General features: G+C 69.0%; 22 protein-coding genes. 10 read left to right on the top strand and 12 right to left on the bottom strand.

From position 1 onward, the window contains the following. Positions 1–190: 190 nt before the first annotated feature. The gene (locus EIZ45_RS34540; RefSeq protein ID WP_037818122.1) at positions 191–1,156 is read left to right on the top strand and encodes a TerC family protein; all 966 of its coding nucleotides are present in this window, start codon (positions 191–193) and stop codon (positions 1,154–1,156) included. Positions 1,157–1,194: 38 nt separating this feature from the next. After that, positions 1,195–3,123, top strand: a complete 1,929-nt coding sequence (locus EIZ45_RS34535; RefSeq protein WP_134667989.1) for a S9 family peptidase — start codon at positions 1,195–1,197, stop codon at positions 3,121–3,123. On the opposite strand, the gene EIZ45_RS34530 is transcribed toward EIZ45_RS34535, so the two are convergent. From EIZ45_RS34530 to EIZ45_RS34520, 3 genes are all read right to left on the bottom strand, one after another. Then, the gene (locus tag EIZ45_RS34530) at positions 3,116–3,772 is read right to left on the bottom strand and encodes an RES family NAD+ phosphorylase (protein WP_037818125.1); all 657 of its coding nucleotides are present in this window, start codon (positions 3,770–3,772) and stop codon (positions 3,116–3,118) included. The two genes, EIZ45_RS34535 and EIZ45_RS34530, sit on opposite strands and share 8 nt — an antisense overlap. Before the next feature lie 89 nt (positions 3,773–3,861). Continuing rightward, on the bottom strand, positions 3,862–4,443 hold the full coding sequence (locus EIZ45_RS34525; protein ID WP_037818127.1) for a hypothetical protein: 582 nt from the start codon (positions 4,441–4,443) through the stop codon (positions 3,862–3,864). A 515-nt stretch (positions 4,444–4,958) separates the two neighbouring features. After that, positions 4,959–5,936, bottom strand: coding sequence for a LacI family DNA-binding transcriptional regulator (locus tag EIZ45_RS34520; RefSeq protein WP_134667988.1), 978 nt, complete (start codon positions 5,934–5,936; stop codon positions 4,959–4,961). Positions 5,937–6,028: 92 nt separating this feature from the next. Between EIZ45_RS34520 and EIZ45_RS34515 the strand changes: the two genes are divergently transcribed. Further along, entirely contained in the window at positions 6,029–7,507 is a 1,479-nt protein-coding gene (locus tag EIZ45_RS34515; RefSeq protein ID WP_134667987.1) for an FGGY-family carbohydrate kinase, read from the top strand. Here the strand turns inward: EIZ45_RS34515 and EIZ45_RS34510 are convergent. Beyond that, positions 7,452–8,276 (bottom strand): helix-turn-helix domain-containing protein, encoded by an 825-nt coding sequence (locus tag EIZ45_RS34510; RefSeq protein ID WP_134667986.1) that lies wholly within the window; start codon positions 8,274–8,276, stop codon positions 7,452–7,454. The genes EIZ45_RS34515 and EIZ45_RS34510 overlap by 56 nt on opposite strands. Positions 8,277–8,315: 39 nt before the next feature. Here EIZ45_RS34510 and EIZ45_RS34505 point away from each other — a divergent pair, with 39 nt between their 5' ends. The 3 genes from EIZ45_RS34505 (at position 8,316) to EIZ45_RS34495 (ending at position 10,524) form a co-directional block, all read left to right on the top strand. After that, positions 8,316–8,714 carry an NUDIX domain-containing protein gene (locus EIZ45_RS34505; protein WP_037818130.1) on the top strand — a complete coding sequence of 133 codons (399 nt, stop codon included), beginning with the start codon at positions 8,316–8,318 and terminating at the stop codon, positions 8,712–8,714. Positions 8,715–8,912: 198 nt separating this feature from the next. After that, entirely contained in the window at positions 8,913–9,392 is a 480-nt protein-coding gene (locus EIZ45_RS34500) for an MmpS family transport accessory protein (protein ID WP_167756639.1), read from the top strand. Between the two features lie 361 nt (positions 9,393–9,753). Next, positions 9,754–10,524, top strand: coding sequence for an ABC transporter permease (locus EIZ45_RS34495; RefSeq protein ID WP_037818132.1), 771 nt, complete (start codon positions 9,754–9,756; stop codon positions 10,522–10,524). Here the strand turns inward: EIZ45_RS34495 and EIZ45_RS34490 are convergent. After that, positions 10,500–11,186, bottom strand: a complete 687-nt coding sequence (locus tag EIZ45_RS34490; RefSeq protein WP_134667984.1) for a histidine phosphatase family protein — start codon at positions 11,184–11,186, stop codon at positions 10,500–10,502. The two genes, EIZ45_RS34495 and EIZ45_RS34490, sit on opposite strands and share 25 nt — an antisense overlap. Positions 11,187–11,208: 22 nt before the next feature. Further along, positions 11,209–13,086 (bottom strand): Na+/H+ antiporter, encoded by a 1,878-nt coding sequence (locus tag EIZ45_RS34485; RefSeq protein ID WP_240690872.1) that lies wholly within the window; start codon positions 13,084–13,086, stop codon positions 11,209–11,211. 60 nt (positions 13,087–13,146) lie between these two features. Here EIZ45_RS34485 and EIZ45_RS34480 point away from each other — a divergent pair, with 60 nt between their 5' ends. Further along, complete coding sequence (locus EIZ45_RS34480; protein ID WP_134667983.1) at positions 13,147–14,556, top strand: carboxylesterase/lipase family protein; 1,410 nt, start codon at positions 13,147–13,149, stop codon at positions 14,554–14,556. A 28-nt stretch (positions 14,557–14,584) separates the two neighbouring features. On the opposite strand, the gene EIZ45_RS34475 is transcribed toward EIZ45_RS34480, so the two are convergent. The 4 genes from EIZ45_RS34475 to rnhA all read right to left on the bottom strand — a co-directional run bounded on the left by EIZ45_RS34475 (position 14,585) and on the right by rnhA (position 18,899). Next, positions 14,585–17,224: an exo-beta-D-glucosaminidase gene (locus EIZ45_RS34475; protein ID WP_134668026.1), complete on the bottom strand. Its 2,640-nt coding sequence runs from the start codon at positions 17,222–17,224 to the stop codon at positions 14,585–14,587. 160 nt (positions 17,225–17,384) lie between these two features. Beyond that, positions 17,385–17,759, bottom strand: a complete 375-nt coding sequence (locus EIZ45_RS34470; RefSeq protein WP_134667982.1) for a YchJ family protein — start codon at positions 17,757–17,759, stop codon at positions 17,385–17,387. Next, a complete protein-coding gene (locus EIZ45_RS34465) occupies positions 17,756–18,109 on the bottom strand; it encodes a DUF1801 domain-containing protein (RefSeq protein ID WP_134667981.1) in 354 nt (117 codons plus the stop codon). Before EIZ45_RS34465 ends, EIZ45_RS34470 begins: the two co-directional genes overlap by 4 nt. A 310-nt stretch (positions 18,110–18,419) precedes the next feature. Further along, positions 18,420–18,899: a ribonuclease HI gene (gene rnhA / locus EIZ45_RS34460; protein ID WP_037818141.1), complete on the bottom strand. Its 480-nt coding sequence runs from the start codon at positions 18,897–18,899 to the stop codon at positions 18,420–18,422. A gap of 91 nt (positions 18,900–18,990) precedes the next feature. Here rnhA and EIZ45_RS34455 point away from each other — a divergent pair, with 91 nt between their 5' ends. Next, the gene (locus tag EIZ45_RS34455) at positions 18,991–19,776 is read left to right on the top strand and encodes a DUF1684 domain-containing protein (protein ID WP_134667980.1); all 786 of its coding nucleotides are present in this window, start codon (positions 18,991–18,993) and stop codon (positions 19,774–19,776) included. A gap of 1 nt (position 19,777) precedes the next feature. Here the strand turns inward: EIZ45_RS34455 and EIZ45_RS34450 are convergent, their stop codons facing one another. Next, a complete protein-coding gene (locus EIZ45_RS34450) occupies positions 19,778–20,437 on the bottom strand; it encodes a hypothetical protein (RefSeq protein WP_134667979.1) in 660 nt (219 codons plus the stop codon). Between the two features lie 357 nt (positions 20,438–20,794). Between EIZ45_RS34450 and EIZ45_RS34445 the strand changes: the two genes are divergently transcribed. Next, positions 20,795–22,366 carry a DUF262 domain-containing protein gene (locus EIZ45_RS34445; RefSeq protein ID WP_134667978.1) on the top strand — a complete coding sequence of 524 codons (1,572 nt, stop codon included), beginning with the start codon at positions 20,795–20,797 and terminating at the stop codon, positions 22,364–22,366. A gap of 599 nt (positions 22,367–22,965) precedes the next feature. Here the strand turns inward: EIZ45_RS34445 and EIZ45_RS34440 are convergent. Further along, positions 22,966–23,643, bottom strand: a complete 678-nt coding sequence (locus EIZ45_RS34440) for an MBL fold metallo-hydrolase (RefSeq protein ID WP_037818231.1) — start codon at positions 23,641–23,643, stop codon at positions 22,966–22,968. Between the two features lie 78 nt (positions 23,644–23,721). Here EIZ45_RS34440 and EIZ45_RS34435 point away from each other — a divergent pair, with 78 nt between their 5' ends. After that, on the top strand, positions 23,722–24,552 hold the full coding sequence (locus EIZ45_RS34435; protein WP_134667977.1) for a YwqG family protein: 831 nt from the start codon (positions 23,722–23,724) through the stop codon (positions 24,550–24,552). Positions 24,553–24,711 lie beyond the last annotated feature (159 nt).

Below are 24,711 nucleotides of genomic sequence, written 5' to 3'. Positions count from 1 at the left end.
CGCTGGCGTTCGCAGCCCGTAACCGGCAGACTGAACGCGCTGTGAGGGGAGTATTCCTTCGCGGCGGTGTCGTCAGCACGGTGCACCCGGCGAGTCATTCGCCGAGGTCCCCGGCACCGTCGGCCGGTTTCGCACCGGCGGGAGAGACCTCCGGTTAGTTGCTGCTGCGCACTATCCGGAGGTTTCAGAGATGACTGTCCCCCTGTGGCTGTGGTTCGCGACAGTCGGCGGGCTGCTCGCGCTGATCGCCATCGACCTGGTGATCGTCGACCACAAGCCGCACGAGGTGACCACCGGCGAGGCCGCTCGCTGGGTGATCTTCTACATCGCCTGCGCCGTCCTGTTCGGAGCGGGCATCTGGTTCTTCGCCGGGCACGACCCCGGCGTCCAGTTCTTCACCGGGTACATCACCGAGTACTCGCTGAGCGTGGACAACCTGTTCATCTTCATGATCATCATGACCTCGTTCAAGGTGCCCGCGATCCACCAGCACCGCGTGCTGCTCGTCGGGATCCTGCTCGCGCTGGGCATGCGGAGCGTGTTCATCGCGGTCGGCGCGGCGCTGATCAACCAGTTCGTGTGGGTGTTCTTCGTCTTCGGCGCGGTGCTCGTCTGGACCGCGATCAGCATGCTGCGCGGCAACGGCGACGAGGAGGAGTACCACGAGAACGCGCTCACCCGCTGGGTGCGCAAGCTCTACCCGGTCACCGACGACTACCGCGGCCACAAGTACCTGGTGAAGGAAGACGGCAAGCGGAAGATCACCCCGATGCTCCTGGTGATCGTCGCGATCGGCTCGGCCGACCTGCTGTTCGCGGTGGACTCCATCCCGGCGATCTTCGGGATCACCCAGGAGGCGTTCCTGGTCTTCACCGCCAACGCGTTCGCGCTGATGGGCCTGCGGCAGCTGTACTTCCTGCTCGGCGGGCTGGTCACGAAGCTCGTGTACCTCAGCTACGGCCTCGCGGTGATCCTCGCCTTCATCGGGGCCAAGCTCGTGATCCACGCGCTGCACGAGTACCACCTCGCGCCGGACTGGCTGGACATCAACAACTGGATGTCCCTCGGCGTGATCGTCGTGGTCCTCACCGTCACCACGGTGCTGAGCCTGGCGAAGGCCAAGCGCGACGAACGCCGGGCGGTAGAGGCGAAATAGGTCGTTTGCCTTGCTAAGGATCGGGTACGGTCGTCGGCATGCGTCCTGCCGACATCGAAGTCCTCGCCGTCCCCGGCCGTCCCGCGCTGCGCGGTGATCTCCTGCTCGCCGCGGTGAGCAGCCCCGACCTGGAAACCGATCAGTACCGCAGCGCGATCCGGCGGATCTCGCTGTCCGGCGGCGAATCGCCGTGGACGCAAGGTCCGCGCGATTCGTCGCCGGCCATTTCGCCGGACGGCCGGTGGGTCGCGTTCCTGCGCGCCGGCGACGGCAAGGGCGCGGAAGGCAGTCCGCAGGTGCACGTGATGCCCGTCGACGGCGGCGAATCGCGGAAGCTCACGTCGCTGCACCTCGGTGCGGACGCGCCGGTGTGGGCCCCGGATTCGCGCTGGCTCGCGTTCACCGCGCGGGAAGCCGAGCCGGGCCGCTACGGCACCGAGGACGCCGACGAGCGCACGCCGGAGCCCGCCGCCGAGGCGCCGCGGCTGATCACGCGGCTCGACTACCGCATCGACAACGTCGGCTTCCTGCGCGACCGGCCCAAGCGGCTGTACGTGCTCGACACCTTCGAAGAGGGCGAGCCGGAAGCGGTGACGCCGCGCGACTACAGCGTGAACCAGCCGGTCTGGACGCCGGACGGCGAGCGGGTGGTCGTGACCGTGCCGCACGACTTCGACCGGACGGAAACGCGCGAGCACGACCTCGTCGCGTTCCCGGTCGACGGTGGCGCCCCCGAGGTGCTGGCCGCTTGCGCCGGGTACGCCGATCAGCCGGTGTACGCGTCGGACGGCACGCTCTACTTCTTCGGCACGTCCCATGAGGACGGTGTCGTCGTCGCTTCCAACATCGGGCTCTACGCAGTCGTGCCGGACGGGAAACCGCGGCGGCTGACCGATGTGGAGACCGTCGACGTCGAGCCCGGCTCCGGCCCGGCGCTTCCGCTCGGCGATGAGGTCCTGGTCGCGGTGCGCAACCGCGGTGCGGTGGAACTGCGCGCGGTCCAGACGGACGCCGACGGTGCGAAGCTCGACGACTTGCGCGTGCTGCACGCCGGGCATTCGGCGGTCCACGGATTCGCCGCGGACGGCGACACGGTTGTCGCGGTAGTGGCCGATTTGGACACTGCGGGCGAGCTGGTGGTGCTCGGCTCGGACGGTCCGCGCGTGCTCACCGATTACTCGAAGCCGTTGCGGGACAAGGGTCTTTGCGAGGTCGTGGAGCTCGAAACGACCGCGCCGGACGGCTACCCGGTGCACGGCTGGCTCGTTCTTCCCGACGGCGAGGGCCCGCACCCGGTGCTGCGCGTGGTGCACGGCGGGCCGTTCGCCCAGCAGGAATGGACGGTGTTCGACGAGGCGCAGGTGTACGCGTCGGCCGGGTTCGCGGTCGTGCTCGGCAACCCGCGCGGATCGGCCGGATACGGGCAGTCGCACGGTACTTCGGTCGTGCACAACATGGGCACCGTCGACGTCGACGACGTGCTCGCCCTGCTCGACAAGGCGCTGGAGCGGCCGGACCTCGACGCGTCGCGGACCGGGATCATGGGCGGTTCCTACGGCGGGTTCATGACGAGCTGGGTCGCGGCGAAGCACCCGGACCGGTTCCGCGCGGCGTGGAGCGAGCGCGCGGTGAACGCGTGGGACTCCTTCGCGGGCAGCTCCGACATCGGCTACTACTTCACCGAGGGCTACGTCGGCGCGGACCCCGACGAGCAGCGGCGCCGCAGCCCGCTCAGCTACGCCGCCGACGTGCGGATCCCGTTCGCCGTCGTGCATTCCGAGCAGGACTGGCGGTGCCCGCTGGAGCAGGCGCAGCGGCAGTTCGTGGCGCTGCGCCAAGCCGGCGTCGAGACGGAGTTCCTGCTGTTCCCCGGCGAGGGGCACGAGCTGACCCGCTCGGGCAAGCCGCGGCACCGGGTGCAGCGGTTCGAGGCGGTGCTGGCCTGGTGGTCCCGGCACCTCAGCTGAGCAGCGTGTAGTTCAGCTCCTCGCACACCCGCCCGAGCGGCACGTCGAGCCCCGGATGGTCCAGCGGAAGCAGGACGTCCGGGGCGATCGGCAGCGCCGCGCCCGCGGGCGGGTCCCACAGGCACAGCGAGGGCTTGCCCGCGTCCATCGACGAGCGGTACCAGAGCCCGTCGAGGTCCGGCATCGCGCCGCGGATCGCCCGCGCCCACGCCTGGGTGATCTTTTTCGGGCCGCTGGAGATCTCCTGCGACGCGCCGACCCGGGTGGGCCACAGCCCGGTGAGGTCGAGCAGCCGCAGCACGCGCGTCGGGCGCACCACGACCAGCCGCGGGCCGCGCGTCGTGCGGTCGACCGTCGAGGTCGTCTGGAACACCTCGGCGACGCTCGTGCGCACGGTGAGGCCGAAGTACAGCACGCCGTTGCCCGGGTCGGTGACCGGACGGCCGCCGCGGCCGGGCTGCTGCTGGTCGAACCGGCCGTGCGGGAGCGGGCCGGTGTAGCGGAAGGTGTTCCACTGCTGCGGATGGTTGCCGTGCGCGGTGAAGATGCGGACCAGCCGGGTCTCGGGCTGCACCGAAACCACGTCGTGGCTGCGGTCCAGCCCCTTGACCAGAGCAGACCGCGCCGGAGGCGAGGGGAGCCGGGCCATGCGGGGGAGGTCGTCCGTCCTGTGTCGGGGCAGGGGGCGGGCCTGCGCCGCGGTGGGCGGGCGGCGCGCAGGCGGGGAAGGTCAGCGGGTCAGAACGGCGAGCCGAGCGTGGCGACGAGCCGGGCCACCTGCTCGGGGTCGCCGCCGGCGAGCAGCCACTGCCGCGGCGTGGCCGGCCGGTCGCTGATCACCAGGTCGGACTGCGGGGTGTTCATGAACGCGGCGACGACCAGCGCCGGCTGGTCCTCGGGGACGGCGCGCAGCACGGTTTCGAGGCCGGGCAGCACGCCCGCGCCGTTGAACTGCCACGCGGGCAGCCGCCAGCCCTGGTCCTTCCAGCCGGTGAGCCTGCCTTCCTTGAGGCGGTGCCGGATCCGGCTGTCGTCGACGTTCAGCATCTCGGCGGCCTGGCCGACCGAAAGCGCGGAATCGGCGAGCACGGCGTGCGCGGCGACGGTGCGCGCGCGGAAGTCCGGTTCGCCCTCGTCGCGCGGGCTCAGGTCGAGCCCCGCGTCGGTCAGCGCGGCGCGCTGGTCGGGGGAGAAGTAGTGCGAGGGGTCGGGGTTGGGCGGCGACAGCCTTCGGGCCGCGTCCTCCACGAGCGTGAGAAACTCGTTCGCGTCGGCTTTGAGGCCGGCTCTTGCGAGAACGTTCTCCAGCGCTATCGACATACGCTCAGCCTAGCGCGTGTGTGCGGGTTCGTGCGGTTTCTCGCCTTTTTGTGGGTGAATTCACCAAAGATCGACACGCATCGCACAGAAGTCAACACGATGGGTAGGCGAGTTCGGGCCAGTCTGCCCCGCACCGGGTGGCTTGTCCAGGCTTTCGAGTGCTTGACACTCCCGGACCGCCGATTTACGTTGCGAACGAGTAATCGGTTTCCCGCCCTCGGGTGCGGCCCGTGCTCCGCCGTCCGCGGCGGACGCTGGGGGGACAGGGGGTGGGGCGTGCCTGGCGGCTCGGCGGACCTCCGCCCGGCCGCCAGGCACGTCGTTTCCCCCGGATCGCGCTCTCGCCTCGGACGTCTTGCTGCGGGTCTTCCCGGGCTCGCCGGATCGTCCGCAGCCCTCGGACGCCGGTCCCGTTCTCCGGACTCCTGCGGCTTCTCGTGAGGGGCAAGGCCGGTTCTCACCGGCATTGCCACGCACGAGGACCCGCCGGGTGCCGCCGTTGCGCGGAAGTGCGGTCAGCGGTGCGAGCTCTGCCGGTCGATCAGCTGCGCGTCCAGGGTCGTGGTGACCGGCTCGCGGGTGCTGTCGGCGATGCGGGCCAGCAGCAATTGCGCGGCGACCCGGCCGATCTCGTACGCCGGCTGCGCCACGACCGTGAGCGGCGGATCGATGAGCGTGGTCCACGGGGCGTCGTCGAACGAGACGATGCCGATGTCGCGCCCGGCCCGCAGGCGCCGCTCCGCGAGCGCCTCCAGTACCCCGATCGCCATCGTGCTGTTGGCGACCAGCAGCGCGTCCGGCGGCTCCGGCTGGTCCAGCAGGTCCCCGGCGGCGTGGCGCGCGCCTTCCGCGCGGTATTCGGCGCGCCGGAAGACCGCGTTCTCCTCGCCGACCGCGTCGAGGTAGCCCGACAGCCGGTCGTCGGCGGTGCGCACGCCGGACGGCCCGGTCAGGCACGCCACCCGCCGGTAGCCGTTCGCGACGAGATGCCGGGCCGCCTGCCGGGCGGCGCGGCGGGTGTCGACGAGCACCTGGTCGCCGTCGGTGCCGGGCAGCGGCCGGTCGACCGCGACCACCGGGATGCCGAGCCGGCGCAGCCGCGTGACGCTCGTCGTCGGCCCGGTGGGGGACAGCAGCACGCCCGCGACGCGTTCCTGCAGCGCGACGTCGAGGTACCGGCGCTCCTTGTCCTCGTTCTCGTCGGAATTGCAGAGCACGACGGAATACCCGGACACCTGCGCGAGATCCTCGACCCCGCGCGCGATCGAGGTGAAGAACGGGTTCTCGACGTCGGAGATGATCAGCGCGAGCACCGCGGTTTCCTGGCGGCGCAGGTTTCTCGCCAGTCCGTTCGGGTGATAGCCGAGCTCCTCGGCGGCCTCGAGCACCCGGGCGGCCAGCTCCGGGTCCACTGTGGACTTGCCGTTCAGGGTCCGCGACACCGTGGCGGTCGAGACGCCTGCCCTGGCGGCGACGTCGCTGATCGTGGCCACCGAGCCTCCTCGTCCTGGCTTCCTTGACACCCCGGTGACCGCAGAATACCGTCCCGGTAATCGTTTACCGTCCGCTTACCGGGGGTGCTGCGATGCAACCGGGCCCGTTGCTCGGCATCGACATCGGCACGTCCAGTTCGAAAGGCGTCCTCGTGGGTGCGGACGGCACTGTACTGGCGCGCGCCGCCCGCCCGCACAGCACCTCCCGCCCGCGCCCCGGCTGGTTCGAGCACGACGCCGAAACCGTGTGGTGGGCCGGGTTCGCCGAGCTGGTGCGCGAATTGCTGGCCGGCGGCGAGAAACCCGCCGGGCTCGCGGTGAGCGGCATCGGCCCGGTACTGCTGCCCGCGGACGCCGACGGCCGCCCGCTGCGCCCGGCGATTCTCTACGGCGTCGACACCCGGGCCGGCGCGGAAATCGCCGAGCTGACCGCCGAACTCGGCGAAGAGTCCATTGTGGAACGCTGCGGGAGCGCCCTGTCGAGCCAGGCGGTCGGCCCGAAGTGGCGGTGGCTGTACCGGCACGAATCCGACGTCGCCGCGCGGGCCCGGCAGTTCCTGATGGCGAGTTCGTACCTCGTGCAGCGGCTGACCGGCGAATACGTGCTCGACCACCATTCGGCCAGCCAGTGCGACCCGATGTACGACCTGCGCGCGGGCGGCTGGGCGGAGGACTGGTCCGCGCTCGTCGCGCCGGGGATCGACCTGCCGCGGCTCGCCTGGCCGACCGAGGTCGTCGGCACGGTCACTGCGGCGGCGGCCGCCGAGACCGGGTTGCCGGCGGGATTGCCGGTCACCTGCGGCACGATCGACGCGTGGGCCGAAGCGACCAGCGCGGGCGTGCGCGACCCCGGCGACACGATGGTCATGTACGGGACCACGATGTTCCTCGTCCAGGCCGTCGCCGAGGCCCGTCCGGTGTCCGGGCTGTGGGCGACGCGCGGGGTTTTCCCGGGCAGCTTTTCGCTGGCGGCGGGGATGGCGACGTCCGGCGCGATCACCGACTGGCTGCGGGAACTCTTCGACGGCGACTTCGCCGAGCTCGTCGCTTCGGCCGGTCGAGTTCCGGCAGGCAGCCGCGGATTGCTGATGCTGCCGTACTTCGCGGGCGAGCGGACTCCGGTGCCGGATCCGTTGGCGCGCGGGCTGATCGCCGGGCTGACCACTTCGCACGGCCGGGCGGAGCTGTACCGCGCGGCGTTGGAGGGGACGGCATACGGGGTGCGGCACAACCTTTCCGCGATGGGCGCTCCCGCGCGCCGGTTGGTGGCGGTCGGCGGTGGCACCCAGGGACGGGTGTGGACGGGGATCGTCAGCGATGTGACCCGGACGCCGCAGCATCTTCCGACGGAAACTGTCGGCGCGTGCTTCGGGGACGCGTACCTGGCGGCGGTGGCGATCGGGCTGGAGCCGGATATCGAGGCGTGGAACCCGGTTGCCGAGGTGATCGAGCCGGATCCGGTTCGGGCGGACCGGTACGACGAGTTTTACGCGCATTACCGGGCGTTGTATCCGGCTACCGTGGATACGGCGCATTTCCTTGCGCGCCAACAGGATTTGGCGGCGGAGTGAGTCGCCCGGCGAAGTAAGCGCCCGGCGTGAGGCCGGTGAGGGCGCGGCATTCGCGGGTGAGGTGCGGCTGATCGGAGTACCCGGCTGCGACGGCCAGGTCGGCGAGGGTCGCGGTGGCCGGTGCCAGTGCGATGGCTCGTTGGAGGCGCAGGATGCGCCGGTAGGTGGCCGGTCCGTAGCCGACCGCGAGGGTGAAAAGCCGACGTGCCTGCCGTTCGCTTCGGCTCGGTTGAGCCGGAGGCCAGGCGGAGTGGTCGGCTTTCGATGACGGTCGCACGCCCGGGTGCGTCGATTGCCCCGCGGCGGGGGCTTCTCCTTCGCCTTGGCCCAGAATCCCGGCGGCCTCGGCGGCGAGGTGCGCCAGCATCCGTTCCACCACCGGATCCGCGGCAGCTGCCTGCTCCGTCGCGATGTCGGCCATCGCGTCGGCGAGGTCGCGGCCGCTGAGGATTTCGTCCGCGAGAGCCGCGCCGCGGCGGTTCCACAGGTCCGGCAGCGAGACGCGGCTGTCGCGCAGTTCGTCCGCGCCCACGCCGAGCATCGCGGCCGCCGCTCCCGGCCGGAAGCGCAGGCCGCGCAGCCGCGTGCCGGGCGGGAACACCGACGTCCACGCAGTCGTGTCCGGCCCGGCCACGAACACCTGGCCGGCGCCGGCGACCAGGTCCACGCAGCCGTCCGGGACGATCCGCTTCGGGCCGGGCTCGGCCGACTCCCAGCGGCACCGCACGAGGCGGCGCAGCGAGTGCGGCGGCGGGCTTTCCGAGTACACCCCGCGATCATCCCTCGCGGGTACGACAAAATGGCGCCCATGACCCCGATCGATGCCCTGGCCTGGGTCCACGTGCGGGACCGGCGGCTGCTGTCCGTCCGCACGACCGGCAAGGAAAAGTTCTATCTCCCCGGCGGCAAGCGCGAACCGGGGGAGGGCGACGTCGAGGGGCTGTGCCGGGAGATCCGCGAGGAACTGGGCGTCGCGCTCGACCCGCTCAGCTTCCGTTTCTTCGCGCTGCTCGACGAGCAGGCGGACGGATTCGCCGACGGCCGCCGCGTCCGGATGACCTGCTACACCGCCGACCACGCCGGCGAACCGGAGCCGTCGGCGGAGATCGCCGAGGCCGCCTGGCTGCGCGCCGCGGACGCCGCCGCCTGCCCGCCCGCCGGACAGCGCGTGCTGAGGATGCTGGCCGACGCCGGGCTCGTCGACTGATCACCCTGCGTCAACCGGGGGATGCGCGAGCGTCATCGGCATCGTGCGTGGTGATCGTGCTCGTACGCGCACGTGCCCTACCCCCATCAGGGTGAAATGGAGCTGATTTTCTCGGGTTGGCTAACGCCGTGTAACGGTCTGGCGAAGAACCAGACGTCGCACTCGCGGGAAGTGCGCTCGAGAAGAGAAGACCTCTCCATGGGTGTTCCTGGCGCGACCCGGCCCACGGCGGCCCGGGGGGAATCGGGCAGGCTGCGGCCGCTCGGAAGCGCGGTGGTCGTGGTCGGCGTCATCGCCGTCGCGGTCACTGTCGCGTGGTACGTCATGCCGAAAGCGACCCCGGACCGGCCCGCACCGGCCGCGTCGGTGCCGTCGGTGACCGTCGAACCCGCGATCGTGCGCGAGGTGACCCGCACGGTCGTCTACGAACTGGCCGGCGAGGACGTCGCGCACAACCTCACCTACGTCGCGACCGGCGGCGACCTCGAACAACAGGCCGAGGTGCGGCTGCCCTGGTCGGTGACCGTGCAGCGGAAGACTCCCGCCGAGCAGCCGGTGTTCAGCAGCCTGGTCGCGCAGAGCACGGGTGCGCTGCTGTGCCGGATCCGGGTGGACGGGCAGGTGGTCGCGGAGAAATCGGTGGCCGGGGAGGGGCGGCAGCTCAGCTGCAGCGCCTGACTCGGGCTGGAAGGCCGCGGGGGATCGGCAGAGCGGACCCCGCCCGCTTGCGGCACGCCGAGTTGCTCTCGCGGAAGCGCTTGATCGGGGCGGGGCGAAGCTCTCCGGGGCCGCGCTGGCATCGGCGGGACGGATCCCGCCCGGCTGCAGCGCGCCGAGTTGTTCTCGCGGAAGCGTGTGACCAGGGAGGCTTGAAGCTCGCCGGGCCGCGCAGGTGGCATAGCGAGCCCGTCCACTCGCCAGCACACCAAGCTGTCCTCACGAACCTCCGCCGCGCCTGCCCGGGAAGCCCCGCAGCGTCAACCAGCGAAAGCGGCCCGCTTCACCGCCCCGAACCCGGCTCTGCGGCAGGATCACCTCCGTGAACGGTGCGATCGGATTCGGGCCCGCGCTGATCGCCGTGCTCGTGGTGCTGGCGCTCGCGGGCGCGGCGGTCGTCCGGTTCGGGCAGCTCGGGCAGGGGAGGGCGGTGCTCGTCGCGGCTGTCCGCGCCGTCGGGCAGCTCGCGCTCGTTTCGCTGGTCATCACGGTGATCCTGCGGTCGGGCTGGCTGACCGGCCTGTTCGTCCTCGCGATGTTCTCCATCGCCGCCGCGACGTCCGCCGGCCGGATCGGGGTGCCGCGGCGGATCGGGTGGGTCGCGCTTTCGCTGGCGTCCGGCGTGCTTCCGGTGCTGGCGCTCGTGCTCGGGTCCGGCGTCGTCCCGGCGAAGCCGATCGCCGTCGTGCCGGTCGCGGGGATCGTGATCGGCGGCTCGATGACCGCGACCTCGCAGGCGGCCCGCCGGGCGCTCGACGAACTCAAGCAACGCCACGGCGAGTACGAAGCCGCTCTGGCGCTGGGATTTCTGCCCCGGCACGCCGCGTTGGAGATCTGCCGTCCGTCGGCGGGGCACGCGTTGATCCCGGCGCTCGATCAGACCCGGACGGTCGGCCTGGTGACCTTGCCGGGCGCGTACGTCGGCGTCCTGCTGGGCGGGGCGAGCCCGCTCCAAGCCGGGACGACGCAGGTGCTGGTGCTCATCGGGCTGCTGGCCGCGGAGGCGATCGCGGTGCTGGTGACGGTACAGCTCGTCGCGGCGGGGTTCGTCCGCCGCGACGAGCGCGCTCAGCCGAGCGGGGCGGCCAAGTGAGACCGGTCGTTGAAGCCGCGGATCAGCCAGTTCTCGCCGTGCACCACGAGGTGCGAGATCGAGCCGTTGTCCGCGCCCAGGAACGCGAACCGCTCCAGCGCGCGGCTCGCCTGCGCGAACGCCTCGCCGATCACGCCGCCGTGGGTGAACACCGCGACCCGCTGGTCCGGGTGCGCCGCGGCGATGCGGGTGATGGCGGCCCGGATCCGGAGGCCGAACGCCTCGTCGGATTCCGCGCCGGGCAGGACGTCCCACCGCTGTTCTTCCCACAGCTTCCGCGCGAGCGGATGCCCCTCGGCGGTGTGCTTGCGGAACAGCCCGTTCTCCCATTCGCCGAGGTTGATCTCGCGCAGGTCCGGCTCGACGGACGGGGTGAGGCCGAGCTTTTCCGCCAGCGGCGCGGCGGTCTGCACGGTGCGCCGCAACGTGGTCACGTACAGCGCTTCGATGCGTTCCGACGCCAGCCGCTCGCCCACGCGCGCGGCGTGGTCGCGGCCTTCCGGCGCGAGGTCCGGGTCGGCCTGCCCGTCGACGAGATCGAACGGCTCGCTGAGCCGTTGCGGCATCGATTCCCCGTGGCGCACCAGGAAAATCTCGGTGGCGCCCGAGGGCGGGCTGAAGCGGTGCTGGCGGTACTCGACTTCCTGTTCGGGCGTGCTCATGCCCCGACCCTAACCGGTCGGCTCACCCGAGTTGCTTGTCCACGAAGCACCACCGCCACGTCTCGCCCGGCTCGAAGCTGCGCATCACCGGGTGCAGGGTTTCGTGGAAGTGCTGCGAGGCGTGCTTGCCCGGCGACGAGTCGCAGCACGCGACGTGCCCGCACTTGAGGCACATCCGCAGGTGCACCCAGGTCATCCCGGCCTCGACGCATTCGGCGCAGGAATCCCGGGTGCTGGGCTCCTTGTCCGGCCATGCGTGGCTGAGGTGCTTGCAGGACCCGGCCGTGGCGGCGGGCGTGCTGAGTTCGCGTTCGGCCACCGGGGGTTCCTCCTCGTCGCGGTCGAGCATGGATTCTTCGATGTCGAGGTGAGCCAGCACGCGGCGCAGCACCGCGTCGTCGGCACTGCCCAGGTCCCGTGCCTTCAGGAACACGTCGCGTTCGGCTTCGAGCAACTGGACGCGCAGCCGACGGTAGGCGTCGCTGGGGGTTTCCGCGAGCGTGCTCTGCCTGCCGAGCTGTTCCCACGCGGAGTCGGACCGGTCCTGCAACCGGTCGCGCAGCCGCTCGATCACCTCGGGCGGGTCCTCCGGGCGGCGCAGTTCCTCCAGCTTCGCGAGCGCGGCGCGGGTCATGTCGTGCAGCACGGCGGCTTCCTGCAGCGCGTCCTCCGCCGGGTCCGGCCGAGGCAGCCGCAGGCGGCGGATCAGCGGCGGCAGCGTCATGCCCTGCACCGCGAGCGTCCCGGCCACCACGACGAACGCGGCCAGCACGAGCACCGCGCGCTGCGGGGTGTCCGCGGGCAGCACGAACGCGGCGGCGAGCGTGACCACGCCGCGCATCCCGGCCCACGCGATCACCGCCGAATAGCGCCACGGCCACACCTTGCCGCGTTCCAGGCCCAAGGTTTTCAGGAGCCGTTTCACCACGCCGATGCCGACCATCCAGAGCATCCGCGTGAGGATCGTCGCGGCGAGCACCGCGGCGCAGATCCCGGCGAGCTGCCACACCGACAGCCCGCTCTTGCCGACCTCGTGCAGGATGCCCCGCACCTGCAGGCCGATCAGCAGGAAGACCATGTTCTCCAGCAGGAACTGGACGGTCTCCCAGTTCAGCCTGCTGGCCAGCCGCGACGGACCGGACTGGATCCGCGGCGTCTGGTGCCCCTGGATCAGCCCGGTGACGACCACCGCCAGCACGCCGGATCCGTGCACCGCCTCGGCGAGCAGGTACGCCGCGAAGGGAACCGCGAACGACAGCGCGGTGTCGGTGATCGTGTCTTCCAGCTTCGCGCGCACGTACGTCACGATCAGCCCGACGAGGAAGCCGACGACGATCCCGCCGACCGCGGCGAGGAGGAAGTCGAGACCGACCTGCCAGAGGCTGACCGCGCCGGCGATCGCCGCGATCGCGGTCCGCAGCGCGACGAGCGCGGCGGCGTCGTTGAAGAGGCTTTCGCCCTCCAGCAGCCGGACGAGCTTGCGCGGCATCCCGACCCGCCGGGCGACCACGCTCGCCGCCACCGCGTCCGGCGGCGCGACGACCGCGCCCAGCGCGATCCCGGCGGCCAGCGGCAATCCCGGCACGACCAGCCAGGCGACCAGCCCGACGCCGAACGCGGTGAACACCACCAGCCCGACCGACAGCAGCGCGATCGGCCCGCGCAGCTTGCGGAACGCGACGAGCGACGTCTGGATCGACGCGGAGTACAGCAGCGGCGGCAGCAGCCCGATGAGGACGATCTCCGGGTCCAGTTCGTACTGCGGCACCCCGGGGATGAACGACACCCCGACGCCGACCGCGACCAGGCACAGCGGAGCCGACCAGTCCATCCGGCGCGCGACGACGGTCACCAGGAGAACCGTCAGGACCAGCGCCACCAATTCCGCTGCGATTTCCACCGGACAATCATCGCCTGCGGTCCCGGAGCACGCGCGGGGGCCAGCGTTAGGCTGCGGTTCGTGACGACGGTGGAGACGCGGGCCGGTGCCGTCCGCGGCGAGGTGCGGGACGGAGTCGGGCTGTTCCTGGGGGTGCCGTTCGCGGAGCCGCCGGTGGGGGAGTTGCGGTTCCGCCCGCCGGTGCCGGCTGCGTCCTGGACCGGGGTGCGCGACGCGACGGAATTCGCGGCCAAGGCCCCGCAGCCCGACGTGACCGGGAAACGCTTCGTCGGCGACGAGGACTGCCTGTACGTCAATGTCTACGCGCCTGAAGCATCCGGTTCGTACCCGGTGCTGGTGTGGATTCACGGCGGGGGCGGGGTGATGGGCGCGCCGCACCAGTTCGACGCGTCCGCGTACGCCCGTCGCGGCGTGGTCGTCGTGACCGTCGCGTACCGGCTCGGGGTGCTCGGCATGCTCCGGCTGCCTGGCGTTTCCGACGGGAATCTCTCGCTGCACGACCAAGTGCTGGCGCTGGAATGGGTCCGCGACAACGTGGCCGCGTTCGGCGGCGACCCGCGGCGCGTCACCCTCGCCGGGCAGTCCAACGGCGGCCGCACCGTGGGGACCTTGCTGGCGGTTCCGGCCGCGAAAGGGCTGTTCAGCCAGGCGATCGTGCAGAGCGGCACCGGGGTCGGTTCCGTCGTGCACACTCCGGCAGAGGCGGAAGCAGTCGGCGAGACGGTGCTGGCCGAACTGGGCGATGGCGACCTGCGCACGCTGCCGGTCACGGAGATTTTGACCGCGCAGCAACGGGTCACCGCTCAACTCGGCACGCTCGTGACGTACCGGGTGGTCGTGGACAGAGATCTCCTGCCGCAGCGGCCCGGCGAAGCGGTCGCGGACGGCGCGGCCCGGGAAGTCCGGATCCTCACCGGCACCACGGCCGACGAGCAGGATCTGTTCTCCTGGCTGCAAACCGGCGGCGCGAAACTGCTCGGCACCGGATCGACGATGCTCGAACCGGACGTGATCGCGCGGATGACCGAGGCGTACCGCGAGCTGCTGCCGGACTGGCCGGAGGACCAGCTGGTGAACCGCGTCCGCACGGCGGGGGACTGGTGGCTGCCGGCGATCCGGCTGGCCGAAACCCAGCACGCGGCGGGCGGCACGGCGTGGATGTACCGGCTGGACTGGCGGATCGCGCCGCGCGGGAAGGGCCTCGGCGCGGCGCACGGGGTGGACCTGCCGTTCGTGTTCGACGACGTCCGCAACCCGAATTGGCGCTTCCTGTTCGCCATCGCCCGCCCCGATCCGGAACGGCTGCGGGCGATGGCGGAGGAGATGTTCGGGACGTGGGTCCGGTTCGTGGCGACCGGCGATCCCGGCTGGGCTGCTTACACCCCCGAGGATCGCGTGACCCGATTGTTCGACGACGTGAGCACGACCGTGTCCGATCCGGATTCCGGACAGCGGCGGCTGTGGGGCTAGCGAGCCAGGCCCGCTAGCCCCACAGCGCTTACGCGTGGACGGTCTGCGTGCCGGTGTTCCAGCCCGCGACCCGCACCGACGGAGCCGAACCGTGCAGGTCGGCCGTGCGGTAGGTGGCGGTGAGCGTCACCGATTCGCCCGGCCACAGGCTGACCTGGTTGTCCGACCAGGACACCGGGAGCACCGGCGTGCCCGTGCTGTCCACCAGGTGCGTGTCCACCATGAACGCCGGGGTCTTGCCCGACGAGGTGTTGGTGAGCTTCACCGTGGTGACGGTGGTGCCGTCCGGACCCGGAGCGGAGGTCGCCGCGGTGGCCACCTTCGCCGCGCCCAGCTTCGACAGCCCGGACAGGTCCGCGTAGGACGACGTCGGCGTGTAGTACCAGTCCGACTTGCTCCAGTTGAGCTTGTCGTCCTTGGTGGACAGCCAGTACACGTTCCGGCTGACCTCCTTGCCCGCCGAATCGGTGAGCACCAGCTTCGCCAGGTAGGTCGAGGAAAGCCCGCTGACCGAACCGATGTCGAGCGCCTTCGCGTGCGCGCCGCCGCCGTTGACCGAGAAGTTCTTCTTGGTCTTCGAGAACTTCTTCGTGCCGTCGGTGTTGAACAGTTCGACGCTGGCGGTCAGGCCGGACGCCTTCTTCGTGGTGGAGTTGACCACCTCAGCCGACTTGGTGTCGTACGAGTACTGGATGTGCAGCGGCTCGTTCGCCTTCTTGGCCCCGAAGTAAGAGCCGTTCTGGTCGAGGTAGGCGTCGAACAGCTGCCAGTGCAGCGACGTCCAGCCGCTGTTGAGCATCCAGTAGATGAGCCCGGTCGACGGGTCCTTCGAGTCGGTGAAGTTGCGGGAGTGCGATTCGAACTCCGCGCGGACGTTCTCGTACTGCGCCAGCTGCGCCTTGCGGACGAAGTCGTCCAGGCTCGTCGGCTTGCCGTAGCGGCCGGCCAGCGCGTCGCCGAAGATCTTCAGGTCGGCGAAGGTCTCCGACTCGGAGCGGTGGTACTGCGGCGCGGACGGGTTCTTCCAGAGCGTTTCCAGCTCGGCGGGCGTCATCATCCGCTTGAGCGTGTCCATCGTCGGGATGTCCGGCCCGGCGCTGGTCTCGGAGTTGAAGTTCCACGCGCCGCCCGCGTCCTTGTGCGCCTTGTCGTACCAGTAGTTCGGCGGGACGTAGTCGTACGGGCCGTTCATCTTCATCCCGGACGGGCCGAGCTTCGGCGACGCCTTGGCCGACGCCGCGGAGATCACCGCCGCGGGCCAGTCCGCCGCCGACAACGCGTCGAGGTAGCCCTTTTCGATCCGCGCGTCGGGCGCGAAGTCGCTGCCGATGTGGAAGGACAGCACGCTCGGGTGGTCGCGCAGCCGCTCGGCCTCGGCGGTCATCGACGCCTTGGCGATCGGGTAGTCCGCCTCGGTCCACGGCTCGCCCTTCTCGTCGCCGTTGACCTGGCCTTCCCACTTGTCGCAGCATTCCCAGCCGGGCATGGTCAGCACGCCCATCCGGTCCGCGAGGTCGAAGAACGCGTCGGGTTCGATGTGGCCCTCGAGCCGCACCGTGTTGAGGCCGAGGTTCTTGACGTAGGCGAGCTTGTCCGCCGCCCGGCCCGCGTCCCAGCGCAGCAGCAGGTCGGGGGACCAGCCGCCGCCCTTGATCATCAGCGGCTTGCCGTTGACGACGTACTGCCGCCCGCCGCTGGAGTTCAGCGGAGCCTTGACGTCGCGGATGCCGAAGCTGGAGTGGCTCGCGTCGGACGTGGTCCCGCTGACGCTCGCGGTGAGGTCCAGCTGCTGCATCGGCTGTCCGCCCATGCCGGCGGGCCACCACACCTGCGGCTTGTCGACGCCGATCACGGGGAAGGTGACGGTCTTCTTTTCGTGCGCGGCAAGGGAAACGTCCTGGCTCACCGGCTTGCCCGCGACGGTGCCGGACACCGTGGTGCGGACCGGCGCGTCGGAGTCGTTGCGGACGTCGGCCTTCGCGGTGAGGTCGGCGTGGTCGAGCGCGGGCACGTTCAGCTTCGTGACGACGTGCGCGCCGCGGAGCGCGACCGGCCCGCTGTGCCGGACGACGACCTCGCGCGCGAGCCCCATGTTCTGGTCCGGCGGGGTCTGCGCCCAGTCGATCCAGCCCATCGACAGGTCGTTGTTCGGGTCGTTCGGGTAGACCTTGAACGCGACGCTGTTGACGCCCTCGTGCACCTGCTTGGTCACGTCGAGGTCGTGCCGGGTGTAGGGGCCGTTGACCTCGTCCTTGGTCGCGACGCGGGCGCCGTTGACCCAGACGTCGGCCTTGGACAGCACGCCGCTGACGTCGAGGTAGGTGCGCTGGGACGGGTCGGCGACCTTGATGTCGGCGCGGTACCACCACGGCACCTTGAAGTCCGCGGCCGGCACGTTCTTCATGTTCGTGGAGTAGAACGGGTCGGAGTAGCGGCCGTTGGCGAGCAGCCCGGCGTACACCGTCGACTGCGAGCCGACCGGGTACCAGCCCTTGGCGTCGAAACCGGGCTTCGACACCGAGGCGTCGTCGGGCACCTTGGCCGAGGACTGGATCAGATAGCCGGGGATCGCGGCCTGCCCGGGTTCCGGCCCGGCCGAAGCGGCCCCGGCGACTCCGGGGATCAGCGCTGCGGTCAGGGCGGCGACTGCTAACAGCCGTCCGGGCATTCTTGGCCGGCGTGGGGTCACGAGCGGTCCTCCTCGGGCTCCTGGCGGCGGCGATTGTTAGTAAAGTTCCTTAACGATTGCCGGTGATAGTAGCCGTCCGGAGGAGCCGGGAACAGACCTCGACGGGGTCTTTTCGCCCGATTTTCGCCTGCGGTTCCGCCTAGAGCGCGTCGACGTAGTACCAGCGCCCGCCCTCGCGGACGAACCGGCTGTTCTCGTGCTGCGAGTCGTCACGGCCCTGGTGGCGGTAGTGCGCGCGGAACTCGACGGTGCCCTCGTTCTGCAGCAGCGAGCCGCCGGTCCGGCCGAGGATCTCCAGCCGGGTCCACTCCTGCGCGGGGTCAAGCCGCAGCCGCTTCGGGCGCGTGTCCGGATGCCAGGTGTCGAGCAGGTAATCGGGCTCGCCGACGGCGAACGCGCAGTAGCGGGACCGCATCAGCAACTCGGCCGTCGGAGCGTTCTGGTCGCCGCGGTGGAACCGGCCGCAGCAATCGGCGTATGGCTCGGGCAGCCCGCAGGGGCAGGGGTTCGTCACGCTGCTGATTCTGTCTCCAGTGCAAGAGCCTGCTGCACCCAGGCGGTGATCTGCTTGGCGTCGACGTCCTCGGCGCTGCGCAGCTTCACGTGGGCCATCTCGCGGGCGCTCGGTTCGAGGCCACCGCCCTCGATCAGCTGGCCGCGCCAGAAAGCGAGCGTGACGTATGAGCTGTACGCCTTCGCGAGGCAGACCGGGTTCTTGCCCGCTTTCCAGGTGGGCGCGCCGTGGTAGAGCGCGGCCGGTTCGGGCATCGCGTTGTCGAGCGCGGGCAGGAGAGCGGCGTAGACCTCGCGGAGCACTTCAGGCTGCGCGGCGACGTACTCGGCGACGGTCGTGAACTTCGGCATGGCTGGTCCTCTCGGCTTTCTGGTGCTGCCGAGCCTGCCTGCCGATGGTTATTACTGTCAAGACTAATTTTTTTGTCGGTGGACGGCATTGCTCGGACGACCACGATCGCGATCGATGGCTCATCCGGCACCGGGCGGGCCGTGACGACCAGATCGTGCGTCGACGTGAGCCCTGCCAACCGGTGCGCACCTTCGCGGGTCAGAACACTGTCGACGATGTCCGCCGGAGGACGGGATCCCGCATGCGCAGCCACCGTGTCATGAACTCGTCGAACCGGTACGGCCAAGCTCGCGAGTCGATCCGCACGGCTCAGCCGCGAGCCCGGCGCACTCCGGCCGCGGCGGCTTCCTGCGATCCCTTGACCGCGAGCTTGTCCGCGCGCTCGTTCTCCGGAAGTCCGGCGTGGCCCTTGACCCACAGCCACTCGACCTCGTGCTGCTGACAGGCGGTGTCGAGGCGCTGCCACAGGTCGGCGTTCTTGACCGGCTGCTTCGCCTGCGTCTGCCAGCCGTTCTTCTTCCAGCGGGGCATCCACTGGAGGATGCCGTTGCGGACGTACGTGCTGTCGGTGTAGATCCGCACCACCGACGCGCGGGTGAGGCTTTCCAGCGCGCGGATCGGAGCCATGAGCTCCATGCGGTTGTTGGTGGTGACGGTGTCCTCGGCTCCGTACAGCTCGCGCTCGTGCTTGCCGTAGCGCAGCAGCGCGCCCCAGCCGCCCGGTCCGGGATTGCCGCTGCACGCGCCGTCGGTGTAGATCTCCACGGCCTGTTCCGTCTGCTCCGCCACGCGGCGACCCTACCGTTCCCACGTGCTGGGAGCCGGAATGCCATGCCGGGTCCGGTGTTGTCCCCTGGACACTCACGGAAGGGATCCGGACATGGCGGTGGAGTTCGCGCAGGCGTGGCAGGACTGGAAAGCGGAACGGGAAAAGACGCTGGCCGATCCGTACGGCTGGCTGGCCCTGGTGTCGCTCGACTGGCTCGAGGATGCGCCCCGGACCTATCCCGGCCTGCCCGGCCGATGGTGGCAAGACGCCGAAGCCGCGTACGTCGATCCGGCCGGCGGGGAGTTGCGGCACGAAGGCACTTTGCTGACGGATGTCCACCGCTTCGAGCTAGTGAACAGCGGCGCGGGCACCCGGGTCACGGCCGGTTCGGTGGAAATCGAGATCGCCCGCCGGTCGGGGTACTTGATCCGCGTGCACGACCCGAAAGCCCCTGTGCTGCAAGCCTTCCACGGGGTCCCCGTGTACGAACCCGATCCGGCTTGGGTTCTGACTGGCCGTTTCGAGCCCTTCGACGAGCCCCGGCCGACGACTGTGGGTGCGGTTGTGGAGGGACTGTCGCATGTCTACACGGCACCTGGGCGGGTTGTCTTCGAGCGGGATGGGGTTGAGTACACGCTTACTGCGTTCAATGGGAAGACTGGCGGGTACAGCATTCTTTTCACTGATGCGACTAGTGGGGTGACTACTTATGCTGCCAACCGTTCGCTGCCGGTCGCCGAGGCTGCTGCGGACGGGACGGTGACTTTGGATTTCAACCGGGCGGTGAATCTGCCGTGTGCGTTCACGGATTTCGCTACGTGCCCGTTGCCGCCGGAGGGGAATCACCTGCCGTTCGCGGTGGAGGCGGGGGAGAAGCTTCCCTACGAGCGGCAGTAGGCTACTTGATCGGTTCGGCGCTGTCCCCGGCCAGAAGCAGCTGCGGCACCTGAGTAAGTGTCCAGCCGGACCCGGCCGGGGTCAGCACCCAGACGACGTCGAACCGTTCGTCCGGCCACTTCTGCGGCGCAGCAACCCCGAAGGCAGCCGCGAGGGCGGGAATCTCCTCGTGCTGCCAACTGATCAAGGTCGGCTCCGTCCGCCGGGCGACCTCGGCCGCGAGTGCGCTCTCGCTGCCCTTGGCATGAGTGGTGAGGACGGTTTTGCCCAGCCGCTCCGCCACCGGCCCGGCAGTCTCCCTGGGCCGGGTGCCCTCGCCGCCGTTGCCGCCTGCCGCGTAGACAGCGGTCGGGCGAGCGAGGCCTTCCCTCAGTGAACCTTTCGCTGGCGCGAACAACTCGACGAGCGCACCGGCCCGGGTCCAGCCGCGAACAGTCAGGGAGTGGGAATCGGGACTGCCGTTCACGTCAATCCCTTGCGGCCCGGTCGAACCGGACGGCTTCTCGGCGTGCCGGATGATCATCACCCGCGCCCCGCCGGGCTGGGCAGGCGGCATGGCGGCGGCTTTGGCTTGCTTTGACGCGCAGCCGGTGATGAGCAGTGCTGCGCTGCCCGCTGCGCCGCCGAGCAAGGTCCGCCGTGACCACAGTTGCGCTGTCATGCCGCTCCCCGAGTGCTGTGAAAGTTGACCTTCGCCTGAGTACTCGCCGGAGGCTCGCTGGTCAACGCGCCGCGCGCGGTTGGCAGGCCGAATTTCCCTGGCGGACTGTCTATTTGTGGACAGCGTGGGGTCGTCGTCGCGACGCGTCGCCGGAACAGTGGATCCCAGGCGAACCTGGCACGACATCTATGTCGGCAGACCAAAGCGACCGAGCCGTGTAACACCCCTCCCTGGCTGTACGACTTGCATCCCAGCAGCTATGGAGCTGGATCACGGACGGCTCCGTATCGATCTATGTGGTGGGGGCTGGGTGCTTGGGTGCGTGGCTCCGCGAACGTTGCGCTGAGGGAGCGATTGATGGGCGAGGTGTCGATCAGAACTTTGATCGAGCAGGTTCGGCAGGGGCAGCTGCGGGTGCCGGCATTCCAGCGTGGGTTCGTGTGGGATCCGGACCGAGTTGCCTACCTGATGGACTCTATATACAAAGGGTATCCGTTCGGATCTGCGATCCTCTGGCAGACAAAGGAGAAGTTGAAATCCGAACGAAGGCTGGGGCCATTCTCCTTGCCTGAGCCAACGGCTGATTTTCCCATTAGTTACGTTCTCGATGGTCAGCAGCGTTTGACTTCGATCTTTGGTACTTTTCAGACTGATCTCGAGCCTGATGATGGGGAAACTTGGCCTCGTATCTACTTCAGCCTGTCTGCTGCCGGTGATCTGCAAGAAAGTCAGTTCCTTGCGCTCGAGGATGAAGAGGTTGACCCCGGGCGGCACTTTCCAATCAATACATTTTTTGACACGACTGCTTATCGAAAGGCTACCGGCAACTTCACTGATGAAGAGGCTGAAGTGATCGACTCGGTTCAGTCGATCTTCAAGGAGGCGAGGATTCCCACTCAAGACATCGTTACTGATAACCGCGGCAAAGTTGCGATTGTCTTCGAACGTGTCAACCGGCTTGGCGTCGAGTTGGACGTTCTGCAGCTTCTGTCGGCCTGGACGTGGAGCGAGGAGTTTGATCTCCAAACCCGCTTCGCTGGCTTGGCTGAAGTGCTTGCACCCTTCGGGTTCGGCGAGGTTGGCGCTGACTCGAACTTGTTGTTGAGATGCTGCGCTGCCGTTGTGGCGCGCGACGCCGCTCCCAACACGCTGATGAACATGAGCGGAACCGAGGTTAGGGACCGCTTTGACGAGATCGAGAACGGTGTTCGCGGCGCAATCGATTTTGTGCGCAGTCATCTGCGCGTTGAAAAACTAAGCAACCTTCCGTATCCGGCAGTTCTGGTTCCTTTGTGTGTCTTCTTTGCGCATGAAAAAGGGAAGTCGCGCAATGTTAGCGACGAGCAGCGGGCGGTGCTGGTTAGATGGCTCTGGCGGTCCTTCTTCTCGCGCCGATTCAGCGCCGGAGTCCTCCGTAATCTAAAGCGTGATATCGAAGAAGCTGTCAAATTGAGGGAAGGGAGGCCTTCTGCTCTTGCAGATGTTTCTGTAAGTCTCAACGTTGACTTCTTTCTTGAGAAGAAATTCTCGGTTTCTGCAGTCGATACCAGGTCTTTCGTTTTGCTTCTCGTGAATGCCCGTCCGCTGAGTTTCGTCTCAGGTTCTCCGGTTTCTCTGCAGAAGGTTCTGTCTGCCTACAATCGCTCGGAGTTTCATCATTTGATGCCGCAAGCCTTCTTGGCAAAGGAGGATATCGGCACTGCATCTGCGAGTGTTCTTGCCAACTTTGCGATGATCTCGGCTGCTGATAACAAGACGTTGGGTGGAGACGCTCCTAGCGTCTACCGTGCACGGATGCCGAGTGCAAAGGTGGATGAGATTCTCAAGTGTGCGGTATGCCCAAAAAACGTCTTCGATGACGAGTTTGCACCGTTCCTGCAGGGCAGGGCAGAGATGCTGGTTGAGGCAGCGAATCGGTTGATGTCGTAGGACTTGGCCAGCGAGTTCTGAGAATGGCTCTGGCTTCTTCGTAGAGGCAACGCGGCCGGGAGTAAAAAACGCTGGATCATTGCGCGAGTGGGGGCTGAACCGGCGAGATCTAGAACGGGTGGCTCTGTACCTGCGAGGAATTCAGGTTCCTCCGACGGTGTGGTGCTGGCTGAAGTTGCAGATGCGGAGGGTGGTCCCGCGGCCACGGTCTTGGTTCTGACTGTGGCCGCGGAGACTCGGTTACAGGGAATGTGAGCGCTGTCGAGGCTGACATTGGTGTCGCAGCGGACTTCCAGCCAGCATCAGCGCCGCCTGCTCCAAACGGAACCAGTACTCTGAGGCTGCCCTGGCTGGTTCCGGAGACGACAACGCTCGGCAGGCAATGCCTCGGAGGCGCATCTGGCCGACCCGTATGCCATGCCGAGCAGACACCCAGAGCAAGGGTGTGGCGCTTTTGGCCTCGTTGGAACCGGTTCTTGCAAACTCGGTCCTGTCAGCGGGCTAGGTCTGATCTCACGACAACACGAAACCTGGCAGACCTCGCTGAGGAAAATTTGCGCTTCTACCTGGTTCGTGGATCAGTTGGGTGGATGCGCAGCTCACCAGCCGCGCTCGCGCCACTCCGCCAAATGCGGACGCTGCTCACCCAACGTCGAATCGTCCCCGTGCCCCGGATAGAACCACGTGTCGTCCGGCAACTCGCCGAAGATTCGCGTCTCCACGTCGTCCAGCAGCGACTTGAAGTCCTCCGGCGAGCCGGTCTTCCCGACCCCGCCCGGGAAGAGCGAATCCCCGGTGAACAAGTGCGGGTGGCCGGACGGATCCCGGTACAGCAGCGCGATCGAACCCGGCGTGTGGCCGCGCAGGTGGATCACCTCCAGCGTCACCGTGCCGACCTTCAGGGTGTCTCCGTGTTCGACCAGGAAATCCGGGGGGACCGGCAGCGGTTCCGCGTCCAGCGGGTGCGCCGCGGTGTTCGCGCCGTTCGCTCCGGCTACCGCGCCCAGTGCCTGCCAATGGTCGGGGTGCTGGTGGGTCGTCACGACGGTGCGCAGCGCGGGGCGGTCGGGGCCGTGGCCGATCAGGTCCGAGATGCGTTCCGGGTCGTTGGCCGCGTCGATCAGCAGCGCTTCGTTCTCCTCGCGGCACACGAGCAGGTACGCGTTGTTGTCCATCGGGCCAACGGAGAGCTTGGTGATGGTGAGCCCGTCCAGCGTCCGGCGCGCGGCGTCGCCGCCCGGTTCGACGTGTCCGGTGTACGTGTCGGCGATGTTCACGAGGTCCCACCGTAGCCGGATCACCCATGCGGTGGCCACGCGGCCGTTTTTGTCGGCGCCTGCTGTCAAGATCTCCCTATGACCTCTTGGATCGACCCGCTCGCCAAGCTGGCGCGCGAGAACCTTCCGCCGGACGTGGCCGAGGCCTGGGAAACCCTGTTCCGGCCCGCGGTGCGGCTGAGCACCGGCGGGAACGGGGCGCGCGTCGGGTGTCTCGGCGGGAACCCCGCGCTGCCCGCGGACGTGGAGTGGCCCGTCTGGCGGGGCGAGCTGCCGATGAACTTCGTCGCCTCCGTGGACTGTGCTGCGCTGCCTCGGGTGCCTGGCGGGATCGAGTTGCCCGCGTCGGGTTCGTTGCTGTTCTTCTACTGCGACGACTGGTTCGAGGCCGAAGGGCCGGTCGATCTGACTTCTCTCGGCGGGGTCGTGGTCGTCCCGGCCGGCGCCGAGACCGCGGAACGGGCCGCGCCGGAGGGGGCCGAGGTTTACCCGCGGCTTGAGGTGTCCGGAGAAATCGTCGGCACCTTCCCGAACTCCCAGCAGGAGGTGCTGCGCCGCACGCTCGCCCGCGACGGACTGCCGCTCTCCGACCCGGACAACTGGTCCGAGGAGTTCTTCGACCTGCTCCGCGAGTCCTCAGCCGCGCCGTACCACCAGATCGGCGGCTGCTCCTGGCCGGTCCAGGGGCCGCCGGAGGACGAGGTCGCCGCGGCGGTCTTGCCGGAGGACACGTCGGAGTCCGCTCTCGCCGACGAGGCGCTGCGGTGGGTCCTGCTCGCGCAGATCGACAGCGACGGCGACGCGGGCCTCACGTGGGGCGACGTCGGCGTTCTGTACTGGCTGATCCGCGAGGACGACCTCGCCGAGGGACGGTTCGACCGGGTGCGGTGCGTTATGCAGAGTGGGTGAGCCCTTACCTGCGTTGGTGTCGCGTCGGCGATTGCGTGGCTGACGTGGTGCGGGATCGCTGGAGCTGAGGCGTTGCGCACGGTGTCGTCGCTGGCTGGTTCGACCGGGTGCGGTGCGTTGTGCAGGGCGGGTGAGCCCTCATCTGCGTTGGTGTGGTGT

Source organism: Amycolatopsis sp. CFH S0740, from assembly GCF_004522315.1.
Lineage (GTDB): Bacteria > Actinomycetota > Actinomycetes > Mycobacteriales > Pseudonocardiaceae > Amycolatopsis > Amycolatopsis nivea.
This window is presented reverse-complemented; position numbering and strand designations above follow the sequence as displayed.